This is a genomic window from Undibacterium sp. Rencai35W, from assembly GCF_049340185.1.
Taxonomy (GTDB): domain Bacteria; phylum Pseudomonadota; class Gammaproteobacteria; order Burkholderiales; family Burkholderiaceae_D; genus Undibacterium.
This window is the reverse complement of record NZ_JBMPPC010000003.1, coordinates 470,090-483,812: the sequence shown is the minus strand read 5'-3', so window position 1 is coordinate 483,812 and position 13,723 is coordinate 470,090. Positions and strand designations below refer to the sequence as shown.

General features: G+C 49.1%; 13 protein-coding genes. 9 read left to right on the top strand and 4 right to left on the bottom strand.

Annotated elements, in window-relative coordinates; all coding sequences use genetic code 11:
* The first annotated feature begins 186 nt into the window (after positions 1 to 186).
* The 9 genes from moaA (at position 187) to ACO0K3_RS09190 (ending at position 9,892) form a co-directional block, all read left to right on the top strand.
* Positions 187 to 1,314: a GTP 3',8-cyclase MoaA gene (gene moaA / locus ACO0K3_RS09230; RefSeq protein WP_422983885.1), complete on the top strand. Its 1,128-nt coding sequence runs from the start codon at positions 187 to 189 to the stop codon at positions 1,312 to 1,314.
* Positions 1,315 to 1,487: 173 nt separating this feature from the next.
* On the top strand, positions 1,488 to 2,099 hold the full coding sequence (mobA, locus tag ACO0K3_RS09225; RefSeq protein WP_422983883.1) for a molybdenum cofactor guanylyltransferase MobA: 612 nt from the start codon (positions 1,488 to 1,490) through the stop codon (positions 2,097 to 2,099).
* A gap of 8 nt (positions 2,100 to 2,107) precedes the next feature.
* The gene (glp, locus tag ACO0K3_RS09220; protein WP_422983881.1) at positions 2,108 to 3,406 is read left to right on the top strand and encodes a gephyrin-like molybdotransferase Glp; all 1,299 of its coding nucleotides are present in this window, start codon (positions 2,108 to 2,110) and stop codon (positions 3,404 to 3,406) included.
* Positions 3,407 to 3,603: 197 nt separating this feature from the next.
* Positions 3,604 to 4,455, top strand: a complete 852-nt coding sequence (locus tag ACO0K3_RS09215) for a peptidylprolyl isomerase (protein ID WP_422983879.1) — start codon at positions 3,604 to 3,606, stop codon at positions 4,453 to 4,455.
* Positions 4,456 to 4,553: 98 nt separating this feature from the next.
* Positions 4,554 to 4,895, top strand: coding sequence for a ComEA family DNA-binding protein (locus tag ACO0K3_RS09210; RefSeq protein ID WP_422983877.1), 342 nt, complete (start codon positions 4,554 to 4,556; stop codon positions 4,893 to 4,895).
* A 218-nt stretch (positions 4,896 to 5,113) separates the two neighbouring features.
* Positions 5,114 to 6,373 carry a porin gene (locus ACO0K3_RS09205; protein WP_422983875.1) on the top strand — a complete coding sequence of 420 codons (1,260 nt, stop codon included), beginning with the start codon at positions 5,114 to 5,116 and terminating at the stop codon, positions 6,371 to 6,373.
* 9 nt (positions 6,374 to 6,382) lie between these two features.
* On the top strand, positions 6,383 to 6,823 hold the full coding sequence (locus tag ACO0K3_RS09200) for a hypothetical protein (protein ID WP_422983873.1): 441 nt from the start codon (positions 6,383 to 6,385) through the stop codon (positions 6,821 to 6,823).
* 132 nt (positions 6,824 to 6,955) lie between these two features.
* A complete protein-coding gene (locus tag ACO0K3_RS09195; RefSeq protein WP_422983871.1) occupies positions 6,956 to 8,569 on the top strand; it encodes a diguanylate cyclase domain-containing protein in 1,614 nt (537 codons plus the stop codon).
* A 645-nt stretch (positions 8,570 to 9,214) separates the two neighbouring features.
* Entirely contained in the window at positions 9,215 to 9,892 is a 678-nt protein-coding gene (locus ACO0K3_RS09190; RefSeq protein WP_422983869.1) for a hypothetical protein, read from the top strand.
* Positions 9,893 to 9,923: 31 nt separating this feature from the next.
* Here the strand turns inward: ACO0K3_RS09190 and ACO0K3_RS09185 are convergent, their stop codons facing one another.
* The 4 genes from ACO0K3_RS09185 to ACO0K3_RS09170 form a co-directional block, all read right to left on the bottom strand.
* The gene (locus tag ACO0K3_RS09185) at positions 9,924 to 10,523 is read right to left on the bottom strand and encodes a DUF924 family protein (protein WP_422983867.1); all 600 of its coding nucleotides are present in this window, start codon (positions 10,521 to 10,523) and stop codon (positions 9,924 to 9,926) included.
* A 150-nt stretch (positions 10,524 to 10,673) separates the two neighbouring features.
* A complete protein-coding gene (locus ACO0K3_RS09180; protein ID WP_422983865.1) occupies positions 10,674 to 11,270 on the bottom strand; it encodes a hypothetical protein in 597 nt (198 codons plus the stop codon).
* A gap of 254 nt (positions 11,271 to 11,524) precedes the next feature.
* The gene (rmuC, locus tag ACO0K3_RS09175; RefSeq protein ID WP_422983863.1) at positions 11,525 to 13,021 is read right to left on the bottom strand and encodes a DNA recombination protein RmuC; all 1,497 of its coding nucleotides are present in this window, start codon (positions 13,019 to 13,021) and stop codon (positions 11,525 to 11,527) included.
* A gap of 145 nt (positions 13,022 to 13,166) precedes the next feature.
* Positions 13,167 to 13,586, bottom strand: coding sequence for a group II truncated hemoglobin (locus tag ACO0K3_RS09170; RefSeq protein WP_422983861.1), 420 nt, complete (start codon positions 13,584 to 13,586; stop codon positions 13,167 to 13,169).
* Between the last annotated feature and the right edge of the window lie 137 nt (positions 13,587 to 13,723).

Below are 13,723 nucleotides of genomic sequence, written 5' to 3'. Positions count from 1 at the left end.
AAGCTGATGAATATAAAATTCATGACTATAAAACTGGCAAATCTGGTCTAATTATCTGAATGAAATAACCCGGCAACAGTGATGTTGCCGGGTTATTTTTTTGCACAAACCCGTTATCGCTTCTCGTGGTATCTTTTCGGTCTAGTGCGCTGAATTACTTTGCAATACCTACTTTGTCTGAACTTCATGTCTGAAAAATTTATCCCTCTGACGGATTACCGGCAGCGCGAACAAACCTTAACGGTTCCAGATCGTTTAATAGAACCTGACGGCCAACTCAGAGATAGCTTGCATCGTCCGTTGCACGATCTGCGTATCTCAGTAACAGATCGCTGTAATTTCCGTTGCGTCTATTGCATGCCGAAAGAAGTGTTCGACAAGGACTACCGTTTTTTACCGCAAACTTCGTTACTCAGTTTTGAAGAAATTACCCGCATCGCAAAAATTTTCGTTGCTCATGGCGTCAGAAAAATTCGACTTACCGGCGGAGAACCGCTGCTGCGTAAAAACATCGAAAGGCTGATCGAGATGCTGACCAAGCTCAAGGCAAGCGATGGCAGCGATATTGACCTGACTCTGACGACCAACGGATCACTACTGGCACGTAAAGCACAGGACCTGAGAGATGCGGGACTATCGCGAGTGACCGTGTCACTTGACTCCATGAATGACACTACATTTAAACAAATGAATGATGTGGACTTCCCTGTATCAGATGTACTCGACGGTATCGACGCGGCGCATCGCGCGGGACTGGGACCAGTCAAGGTAAACATGGTCGTCAAGGCCGGCTTGAACGACAGTGAAATCATTCCGATGGCACGCTATTTCAAAGCGACGCCTCATATACTCAGATTCATCGAATATATGGATGTCGGTGCCTCCAATGGCTGGAAACTGAATGAAGTTATTCCCTCAGCCAAGGTCATACAAATTTTGAACGATGCTGGATTATCGCTATTGCCAACCCAGGCAAATTACGCAGGAGAGACCGCAGAACGCTGGCGTTATCTGGACGGTAGCGGAGAAATCGGCGTCATCTCCAGTGTCACTCAAACTTTTTGCCATGAATGCAGCCGCGCACGCCTCTCTACCGAAGGAAAATTGTATACCTGCCTGTTTGCCACACATGGACATGACCTGCGATCACTGCTACGTGATGAACATCACCTGCATTCCGATCTAGCCATTTCTAACGTCATTGCGCAGCTATGGAAGAAACGTTCAGACCGTTATTCCGAGTTGCGCAGTCAGCAAACCGAAGAGTTAATCAAGAGCAGGAAGAAAATCGAAATGTCGTATATTGGTGGTTGATACGCATACCACACAGGCTATTTTTAGATGGCGATGATAAGTCAATCGCAGCCAGCGACAAGCATCTGCACCAAACCAAAGGGCGAGCAGTAACTGACCGGAAATAGACCACTTGATCTGTATTTCCTTCTTACCTGACAATGTCGCACACAGCACCGGATACTTCGTTAAAAATGACACGCATAGATCAACAACTTATTACCGGACTGATCCTCGCAGGAGGTCGCGGCACGCGTATGGGCACCCTCGACAAAGGCCTGCAAGTGTTTCGCGGGTCACCAATGGCGATGCACGCATTTTTGCGCTTATCACCACAGGTTGGAGAGATCATCATCAATGCCAATCAGCATCTGGCAGCCTATGCAGCTTTTGGGGCTGAAGTATGTCAAGACAAAATTGATGGCTTTGCAGGCCCTCTGGCGGGCTTACAGACGGGTTTACATCACTGTAAAACACCCTACTTGGTCAGCGTACCCTGCGACTCTCCATTCCTGCCAGCGGATCTAGTCGAACGCCTGTCAAGTGCATTGGTCTTGGAGGATGTAGATCTGGCGGTAGCAGTCACCATCGAATCCAATGGGGAAACAGTCGCAAAACAAGCACATCCAGTCTTCTCGCTCATGAAATCCTCCGTGCTGGCTCATCTGAGCGATTTTCTAGATCAGGGAGGACGCAAAGTAGATGCGTGGTACGCATCATTAAACATCGTCGAAGTCGTATTTGACGACGTTGCTGCCTTCCGCAACATCAACACCCTGCAAGACTTGCGACAATTCGACAATTAAACCTTCACATGACGTCCACACCCCCACCAAACAGCCTGCACGAAGTCGTCAGTTGCATGTCCGGCTATGACCCTGATGCCTTGCCAGTAGCGCAGGCACAGCAGATCATTCAGCAATTTATTACGCCCATATCGTCCATCGAAAAAGTAGCGATACGCGAGGCATTAGGACGGGTTCTGGCAAAAGATATCGTCTCCGGCATCAACGTGCCATCGCATGATAATTCGGCGATGGATGGCTATGCCCTACGTGGCAGCGATCTGTCCGTAAATCAGACCACTACATTAATAATCAAGGGAACGGCTTATGCCGGACGAGCCTTTGCAGGAATAGTCAACACCGGGGAATGCATACGCATTATGACGGGAGCGGTCATGCCCGAGTCATGCGATACGGTCATTCCGCAAGAGTTCACGCTCAATGCCTCCACGACTCAAGTAGATGTCCCTGCCGGCAAAGTTACGGCAGGTGACAACCGGCGTCTCAAAGGTGAGGATCTGGCGGCAGGCAAGACGGCACTCCTCAAAGGAAAAATACTGCGTCCCGCTGACGTAGGGTTACTCGCCTCTCTCGGCGTGGCAGAAGTACCGGTACAACGAAAATTACGTGTCGCATTTTTTTCTACCGGTGATGAGTTGCGCTCGCTCGGCGAAACACTGGATGCGGGGTGTGTCTACGACAGCAACCGTTACACCCTGCATGGCATGCTGACGCGACTCGGCTGCGACATCGTCGATATGGGCGTAATCAAAGATGATCCAGCCTCACTGGAAGCCGCGTTTCGCTCGGCAGCTGAAAATGCCGATGCCATCATCACTTCGGGTGGCGTATCAGTAGGTGCCGCCGACTACACAAAGCAAATGATGGCGCAACTCGGAGATGTCGCCTTCTGGTCTATAGGCATGCGCCCTGGTCGCCCGATGGCATTTGGCAAAATTCACTCTGCCGGAAAAAGTGCCTATCTGTTCGGCTTGCCCGGCAATCCCGTCGCTGTCATGGTGACTTTTTATTTTTTTGCGCGAAATGCCCTGCTTCGTATGATGGGCGCCACTATTCCTGAACTTCCCTTAGTTCCAGCAGTCTCATTGGCTGCTCTGCGTAAGCGTCCTGGCAGGACTGAGTACCAACGCGGCATCGCTTCAGTAGCGTCAAACGGACAACTCCAGGTCGCCATCACCGGCTCGCAAGGCTCAGGCATTTTGCGCTCTATGTCAGAAGCCAACTGTATGGTCGTGCTCCCCCATGAACAAGGCAATGTGAGTGCAGGCGACCAGGTCAATATTCTGCTGCTCGAAGGCTTGCTGTAATTTAGGTCGTGAAGATAAGTTACACTTCAAACAGGTAACAAATTATTACAACAATCAGCCAGACTATCGCGTGTCGCTATACTGATTTTGCCTTGTCATAATCGGCGTCATACGATTTACTTTTGTCGCCAAACTGGTCACTACCCTTAGCACTTTTATCATCACTATCACCACTTGATTATTTTTAGGAGAACAGATTGAAATTACTACACTGGATCGCAATGAGCTGCGCAAGCATCACTTTGTTAACGGCATGCGGCGGTGGCAGCAGCGGCTCTACCAGCACAGCATCAACAGTATCTGTTACTTCGGTTACGACTGACCAACTAGTCTATCGTAAGGTCACCAATATGACCGTCGTCGGCAAGAATCTCGACCTAGGCATCAATATCTCCAATCCAGGCTGTCTCAAAATTACAGAAGTCGCCGGTGGCACATCGACGCAGCGCGTGTTTGCCTGCAAAATGGTCGCCGTAGGAACATTTGCCGTATCGATCACCGCTGGTGACAGCGCATCGCTGTATTCAGGCTCACTGACGATCCCGCTGGCAGCACAGCCGCAAGTCACGATGAAAACGACATTAGGCGATATCGTCATTGAACTCAACCCTGCCAAAGCGCCAATCTCCGTCGATAATTTCTTGAATTATGTAGAGAATGGTTTTTATGTGAACAAGATTTTCCATCGTGTCGTCAACAGCACATCATTCTCGATTGCTCAGGGTGGCGGCTTTACCAGCGATTTGCAGCAACCGACACCGCCTTTCGCAGCGATCAAATTAGAGTCCAATAACGGCTTGAGCAATGTGCGCGGCACTATCGGCATGGCACGCACCAGTGCAGTCGATTCGGCAACCTCACAGTTTTACTTCAACGTTGCCAGCAATACCGGCTTCGATTACACCAGCACGAGCAATCCCGGATATGCCGTATTTGGCAAAATTGTGACGGGTCTGGATATCATGGACAAGTTTAAGACCGTCGCTACTAATTCAAGCGACGTACCGACGACAGCGATTTTTATCAATTCAGTGGTGCAAACACAATAATATGATAGGCTAACCCAGGTAATTTTTAGTGCCGTTAATTTGCTTGTCTTTTCAATGTCTATCACCCGTCTTCAAGGCGGGTACCACATAAAGGAATCATGATGAATCAACTGTTGAAATCCATTTTGGTCGCAAGTATGGCGATGCTGGCCATTAGTTCAGCCTATGCCAAAGACGAACCCAAAAAAGCCTCCGCATCAGCGTCAGCTTCCGTGTCCGCCTCTGCAAAAGTTGAATTACTTGATTTAAATAGCGCCACTAAAAAAGAACTCTCTGAACTGCCCAAAATAGGTGATGCACGTTCAGATGCCATCATCAAAGGTCGTCCGTACAAGGGCAAAGATGATTTGCTGAATAAAAAAATCATTCCTGAAGATGCCTACAACAGCATTAAAGATCTAGTGATTGCCAAACAAAAAACCGACGCCAAAAAGAAATAAGTCTGTTTTTTGCGGTACTGAAGTCACATCGCCATCATATCGGCATGAATCAAGACAAAAAGCTGGCCTGACGCCGGCTTTTTGTCTTTTTCGGATCAACCTCAAAATCTGCCTATTTCAGCAATACTGTCTGAGATGGTTGTAAGTCTGTTTTCAAATGTGTAAGATAAAGCTGGGCACATCAGTTACAAAACTTGTTCGATAGGACTCCGGATCCCATGCTGGACTTGACCACCCGACGATGTTTTACCACTTTTTGCTTGCTTGCCTGTAGCCTGCCAGCATTCGCAGAGGATGGCGACAAATCTTCATTTTCTCTCAGTGGCTTCGGCACCTTAGGTGCCGTGTACAACTCGAACAAACAAGCTGATTTTGTCCGCGATCTGCTACAGCCAAACGGTGTTGGCTATACCCACAAACTCGACTTCGGTGTCGACTCCCTGCTCGGTCTGCAAGTCACCGCCGCTCCCCTCGACAACCTCGATGCGACGATACAGGTCGTCAGCCGCCGCTCGCAAACCGGATTTAACCCTGAAATCACTTGGGCATTCGCCCGCTACACCCCGAATGATACGATTCAACTCCGTGCTGGCAGGTTAGGTTTTGATGTCTATCTGCTCGCCGACTCACGTAATGTCGCCTACTCTTACCTCTGGGTCCGCCCTCCCGTCGATTACTTTGGCAGCATCATCGTTTCATATATTGACGGCGCCGACCTGGTTCTGAAGTATCCGCTGGGTAATGGTGTGGCCCGAATCAAAACATTCGCCGGTAAAGCGCGTGAAAAAAGCTCAACTGGTGGACCAGACGAGTATTTTTCGCTGAACGGTTCCGATGTATTAGGTGCCCATCTGGAATATCAAACCCAGTCCTGGTCTTACCGGCTTGGTTACAGCCAATTGCGGTTTAAAAACGAATTTCCCGGCCTGCCTGCACTCATCAACGGGCTACGCGATCCGGCGATTTTGGCATTGAGTCCATCTGCGGGAAAAGTCGCTGATGAAGTCGGTTTTCAGGATAAAACGATCAAATATTACTCCGCAGGTCTGGCCTATGATGAGGGCCCGTTGCAAGCGCAATTCATGCTGAGTTCAACCAAATCAGATACGCTTGGCTTCCCTGGCTATGCAGCTGGCTATGCCACCGTCGGCTACCGAACTGGCAAATGGACGCACTATGCCACCTACTCCGCAGCACGCCCCCTGCATAGAGAAAGCGATGGCAACACCGGCTTGCCAGCGGGTATCAACCCCTACATCGACGCGCTTATTGCCGGCAGCTATAACGTGGCGAACAGCCAGTTGAATGAACAAACGACACTCTCATTCGGCGTACGTTATGACTTGAATGACAAGACCGATCTAAAAATTCAACTCGATCACATCAATAATAAGCAAAGATTATTGGTGCGTAATCAGCAACCAGGCTGGGATGGCAAGGCAACACTGCTCAGCGTCTCGGTCAACTTCATATTCTAGGCGAGCGCTATGACGACCCTCGCCATCCTCATTCGTCTTTCACCGTTTATTCTGGCGTTCACTGTCTGCGCCCACGCATGTGCTGCCGATTTCGTTGTCATCGCCAACCCGAATAGCGGCATAGAAAAAATGAGTAAAGATGACGTCATCAACATCTATATGGGCCGCTATCGCAAGCTGGCCTCAGGCATCAGCGCACAACCGCTAGACCTGACCAATCCGGTCTCTGAAAAAAGTAAGTTCTATTCCAGCATGGTGAATAAAGAACTGCCCGAGATTAACTCTTACTGGGCGCGACTGATGTTTTCAGGCCAAGGCTCACCGCCGCGTCAGGTCGACAGCGTGGAAGAGATTATCGATATCGTCAGCAACAACAAAGGAGCGATTGCGTATATTGATAAGAAAAAAGTCGATAAACGTGTCAAAGTCGTTTTTGACGCAACACAATAAGGTCGTTATAAAATACGCTCGTCAGGTTTACCGGCGCAGATAGCCTCTGACCCGGCAACAGCCTGATCAACGAATTGCCGCAGCTAGTAGCCAGCAACCACAGCAAAGCCCGTCAGGACTCTATTGCACAATATGCCCCAATTACTCCGTACCAGCATCGTTTATCGCAGCGCATTTATTGTGTTGGGGATCTCTTTACTGGTGGGTAGTTTTTTTGCTGTATTCACCTACTACTGGACCTCGCACGTCGAACAGGAAAGAGCCAATAGTCGTATGGTGGATCTGCTCAGTACGGTTGAGAGTACCACCAGTATTGCCTGCTACCTCGCCGACATGAATCTCGCCTCCGAAGTCAGCCGCGGGCTGCTGAAGAACGCGGATGTTGCCAGTATCAAGATTTTTTCTGGTTCCAGCATTCTGGCGCACATGAGCAAAAACACTGGCCCCAAAGAGACCAAAGTCGCCAACAACATCGTGATTCCAGACAAAGCAATACCGACGGTGCGTGATGTCTTCTCTCCGTTTAATGAAAAAGAAAAAGTCTGTCAGATCGAACTCGAGCCCAATCTGCTGTTCATACGCCAACAAGTCGATGACAAGGCCCGGTTTATCGGCTACCTCCTGATGCTGCAAGCCCTGCTCATGGCCTGCGCAGTCGTGTATATCGTTCTCACCATCATCACCCGTCCGATCAAAACCATTTCAGATCAGCTACACCGCCTGACACCCGAGAGCGGTATCAAACTCGCCCTGCCACCCGGTAACGAAAAAGATGAAATCGGCCAACTAGTCGGTGACGTCAATGAAATCGTCGGCAAGCTTGTACACATTCTGGATGACGAACGTCAACTGCGCATCAAGCATGAAATCGGTGAGAAAAAATTCCAGACCATTTTTAATAATGCAGAAACAGGCATCTTTTTATTAAAGACTTCAGGTGAGGTTATTTCATACAACCACGCCTTTTTACGCCTGTTGGCGGTGGACGAGAACATCCCCGAAGACAAGGTCAATACGGCCTTAACCAAGGCGCTGGAAGGCCAGGAGCTGCGTCTGCATCTGATGATCGACAAAGCGACCAATCAGGACGATGTCCTGTCCGAAGATTTCTCTATCGAAGTCGGTCAACCGCCGCAGAGAAAGTGGCTGCATGTCGTCATGAGTCCGGTCGAAGAAGGCGTGCTGCAAGGCCTGCTCAATGACATCACCGACCGCAAGAGCGGCGAAGAAGAAGCAAACCAGCTTGCCGTCACCGACCATCTGACCGGCACGTTTAACCGTCTCGGCTTTGATAAAGAAATCACCCGCTTAAAACAAGAGATGCAACGCGGTAACGTGACAGGATTTTTCCTATTACTGATCGATCTAGATAAATTCAAAGAGGTCAACGATCATTACGGCCATGACACTGGCGATCAAGTCCTGTGCCACTTTACGCACATCGTCACCAAGACCCTCAGAAAATCCGATTTCGTTGCCCGTCTCGGTGGCGATGAATTTATTATTCTGCTCAAAGACTTGCAGCAAATCGACAAAGCCAAAGAAATCGCACAAAAAATCATCGATCAGACCAGTGCCGCGCTGACACTCGACAACGGGATCGTCATCCGCATCGGTGCCAGTATCGGTATCACCTACGTGGCACAGGCTAACTTTGATAAAAATGAGATTATTCGAGAAGCAGACGATGCGATGTACGCCGTCAAAAAATCAGGCAAAAATAATTACAGCGTGTACCAGTCCTGATTCGATCAGCCTGGGATAAGTTGTTTGCCTGATTGAATTGTGGGATTCAAAAAGTTTGTTGACGCTTAAACTCCCCTTAATCACGATACGGTGTCACAGGCTAAGCAAGCCTCATACAGTAATACGCCAGTATTACAAAGCTTGAAAAACAGCCATAGAGCGACGCGATGCGTTCGGCAATATTTTTAAAAGTTCTCTTATAGTTTTTTTAGACATTCCCTCATGGGAACACCCAAAAAAACTTTAATCGATACATCATGAAAACGCTTACTGCTGCTACCTCTGTCACTTCTACCTCGTCTCCGTGTCTCTGCGGTGAGAGGTCTTGGTTTTTGCGTCAGTCCTATCGAGGTGATTTTTCAATGTGGAGGTTGTTATAAGCGCCCTCATCTCACAGCATTTATGCGCCTCCCAGGCCAATAATGGCTGGAAAGGCGCATAAACACTGCGGAATGCAATCCAGAGAACCTCTAAAGTCCTTTAATCCAGATGCAGCACTCGAGTATGGAGGTTTTAAAGTTCCCTCGACAGTCATCTCCAGCCTGGTCTGAACTTATTGACTATATTGCCGTCAAAAATACGCAGTTATCTTTGCGCAGTTATTTTTGATTAACCGCAACCATCTGATCATTAATAAGGACATTCATGCTCGGCTCCTGGTACTCCGGTCATCTGCAGCCACATTGGAAAACCACAAGCACAGGTCAGCGTCTGACATCCGCTTTGCTGGCAATCTGCATCAGTATTGTCATGCTGATGCAACTCAATCACCAGCCAAGTTTTTATATCACCGGCCCGACGTCAGAAATTCAGGTCAGCATGCTGATGGAATCACCGCGCCAGCAAATACCGCAAAAAACAGAACCACAGACGATCTCCTCACAGAGTGCGGCAAACCGGATACGCACAAAAATTGCAACAATATCGCGCGCCACCCCGCCGCTATCAGTCAAGAGCACTACCGAGAATACTCACGCGCTCCATGTTCCAGCCAACACATCAGATTCAACAAAGGATACAGAGATGAATACAAACAAAGTCAATCCAGCTCCCGCGTTGACGACATCATCCACCTCGCTCCTGGTGACTGACAGCCAGGCCATTCGCAAAGCCTATAAAAGTAGTCAAAGTGAGATACAGGCAATGGCAGACAACAGCAGGAAAGAAATGAATACGGCTATCGTCACCAAATATGAGCAGTTTCAGACCGAAGCAGACAAAGCCAAAATTCAAGACTGCATTAAACCGAGATATTCCCAAAGCACCAATTTACTTTTAATCCCCGTCATCGCATTCGCAGCGATGACAGGAAAATGTAAATAAGCAGACGCACTATCGCGACTCACACTTCAGATCAAAACGACGATCCCGGTTCCGATAAAAACTGCAATTCTTCCAGAGTAGAAATACGACCAAGTATCTGATTGCGATGAGGAAAACGCCCGAACCGGCTAATCACATCGCGGTGTCTGAGCGCATAAGTCACATAGCCCTCAAATAGGGCTTTTTGCTGCGCTGTCGCAGCCGCTAATAAAGCACTGAACAAGGACACCGACTGATCCTGGTCTGTAATAGATTCAGAATGCTCCAGCGGTAAATAGAAAAATATCCGCTCGATCAACCTGAGTTGCTGATCAAAGCCCTGTGCCAAACCATCACGACAAACATGACGTGCCAGCGCATCATAAGCAAATGAGCGCGGAGTCGCACGATACATATTGCGAGGAAACTGATCACACACCAGGATCAGGGACAAACATGCATCCGGTGTCGCCTTCCAGGCATCAAGTGCACCATCTGCTGCCTGCTCTGTCACCATAGCAAAGCGTTGGGTCATCAACTGATCTATGTCAGGATTTTTTGACCACCAGAGCTTGGCTTGCGACGCCGCAGTCAGTGCATCATCTGCGAGATCACCAAACCAGAAGGTCTTGATACTCAAGGGAGTTTCCATCGCATTCCTTATGTATTTATGTGTTCCGCTCAAGACTGGTCTTGAAGTTTTTTTGAGTGACGATTTATATGATGAATGAAGTCATCAATCACATAATGATTTTGCGATGGATTTTTAATGAAGAGCGACTTACCAGATCAACTCAGGCAATCATTTTTTTGGCGCAGGTGTTACTACAGCAGGAGGCAACGGCGGCAAAGGTGCAGCAGGATATTGGCAGCCTTTAGCGTAACCAACGCCTTTTAAAAATCCACGACGTATCGTCCCTGCGGCAATCGATGCTAGCACTTTTTCCGAATGACGCTCAGCACCCGTCAGCTTACGCACCCAACCACGAAAAGGAATCACACCCTCGGTAGTCCGTCGCAAAGCCGAGATCGACGCATTCTCCGCAGCGTTCACGCCTTTGTCCATCATGCTCGGATCATTACCTTCAGTATGTTTATCCAGATCAGATCCAAGCACCGCATCCAGCGCCACAACCTGCATCTCAATGCTGGCACAAGTATCATCCGTGCTGACGCGATACGGATTGATCTGCGCGTCCATCAGCACCGGCGGAATCGTCGTCTGTATCAAATTAAAATCACTCAGCGGCGCAGTCAAAGCACTACCCACTTGTTGAGTACGACTCTCACCCGGACGAACATCAGTCGCAGCCGCTTTAGCCTGCTGATCGTCAGCATGTTTGGTAGAAGTACATGCAGTACACAATAAAAGAGGGACTAAAAAAAGGAAGATTTTCATATGAGAGGAGATGAGGTGATGAGCTGTGATTGCCAACGAGTATTGGTGAAGATATTAAAACATAGTATTGAATTATGCTTAATCGTAGAAATGCATTTTCTTGGAAGGCACACTTTTATTGGACGATCTGTTTCTGGCTAAATGGAACCAACCGATTTGACATCGCAAACTGAACAAAGGTTAGAGACATTTATACTCCTAACTAGTTGCAATGCCGATTTCCGTTTATGCGAAAATCCGAGCACATCAATATATCAACCCGCAATATCGTTATCTCCGGATTCATCCAGGCCTAAATCGCCGTCCACACCCAACAGACTCTGGGCGGAATCGGATGGCAATGCTTCGACTGATTTCAACTTTCTGGTCATTTGACGGGTGCGTACCTCTGCTTTGTCGATGTTGTCGGCGGCTCTTACCAAGGCTGCTTTGGTGGACGCGAGCACGTCGCCAAACTTGCCGAACTCGGTCTTCACTGCACCTAACACTTGCCAGACTTCTGACGAGCGTTTTTCCAATACGAGTGTGCGGAAGCCCATCTGCAAACTGTTCAGCAATGCGGACAACGTTGATGGGCCGGAGATGCTGACGCGGTAGGTGCGTTGCAATTCATCGGCCAGACCCGGGCGGCGCATGACTTCAGCGTACAGACCTTCGGTCGGTAAAAACAAAATCGCAAAATCGGTGGTTAATGGCGGCGAGAGATATTTCTCGGCGATGGTCTTGGCTTCGCCACGAATTGCGCGCTCTAATTCTTTGCCTGCCTGCGCCACGCCTTCTGCATCTGCGCGCTCGGCAGCATCCAGCAGACGCTCGTACTGTTCTTTGGGGAACTTGGCGTCAATCGGCATCCATACGGGTGCTCTGCCATCTTCTTTGCCTGGCAATTTCACTGCGAACTCTACGCGCTCGCCAGAGCCGGGTACGGTCTCGACGTTCTTGGCGTATTGTTCTGGCGTGAGCATTTGCTCCAGTACCATTTCTAGCTGTACCTCGCCCCAGGTTCCGCGAGTCTTCACATTGGTCAGCACCCTTTTCAAATCGCCGACACCAATGGCTAATTGCTGCATTTCGCCCAGACCTTGATGCACTTTTTCTAAACGGTCTGAGACTTGTTTAAAGGATTCACCCAAACGCTGCTCCAGCGTGGCGTGCAGTTTTTCATCGACGGTTTTGCGCATCTCTTCGAGTTTGGCCGCATTGTCATCTTGCAGATGTTTAATTTTTTCTTCTAGAGTCGCCCGCACTTCTGCCATGCGCAAGGCATTCGATTCGGTCAGTGTTGCCAGACTCTGGTTTAAGGTATCGCCAAACCGTTTGAGGCTGAGCGCTTGCTCGTCACGCGAATTTTGGCTTTGCTGAATCAGGGCAAGACGCACTTGTTCCAGTTGCTGCGCGTTGGTCTCTGTCAGCTTGATCAGTTGCTGAGAAAACGCATCTATCTGGTTGTTTTGCAGCGTGGCGACGCTGGTCAGTTGGGCGGCTAAGGTTTGTTGAAGCTGTGAAAAATTCCCACCCAGCTCTTGCCGTGTCGCTTGTGCCGTCGATTGCACCTGCTCCCGCAATGAGCGCTCGGAGCGTTCCTGTGCTTGTTGTAATTGCTCTTGTTGCTGCTGTGCCTGCTGCAATGACTGTTGTAGTGCGAGCAGTTGGGTGCCGACATCGCTACCGCGACTGCGTGATAAAACAAGCAGGTTCACGATCAGGAGAATAGCGAGCGTGATGAGTACTAAAATTTCTATCAAATTCATGTCGTTTTCTTTTATTTTTTGTTAGTGATATGTTAAGGATTAGCGTTTTACATTCAGCGAAGCGCAGGTATGTTCTGCTCTTCCTCATCCATCACCTCTCTGCCGTCTGCGGGAGAGGGATGATGCTGATCTTTATTTACCCAGATCAGCCGGGCTTATTCCGCATCCAATCTGCTGTCTGATAAAACGATTGCATCAGGTGCTGTTGCAACTCTTCTGCGATTCCCACATCTTGCATTGCCCACGCCATGCACCGCAGCCATTGATCGCGCTCACTGCTGGCGATCGCATACGGCAAATGACGTGCGCGCAAACGCGGGTGACCGAATTGTTCGATGTAGAGATTCGGGCCGCCCATCCAGCCGGACAAGAACCAGAACAGCTTATCGCGGGAGCCATCCATCGGTGTCGGATGCAGTGCGCGGATGCCAGCAAATTCTGGCTCTAGTTCCATCAGGTCATAAAAGCGATCGACCATCTCACGCAGCTTGTCTGCGGCGCCGATGAGTGCGTAGAGCTTGGATTGTTCTTCTTCATTATTGTCTGTGTTTGTTTCTGTATTCATACCTAGCAACAAGTTTGTAGTAACAGGTTTCGTCCCTACATGCGGATGCATATGGGATCTGGACGTTAGTGGTGCGCATGGTCCGCATGAGGTAACTGGGGCACCTTAGCTTGAATGCGGCAACTCCTCCGTTCAGG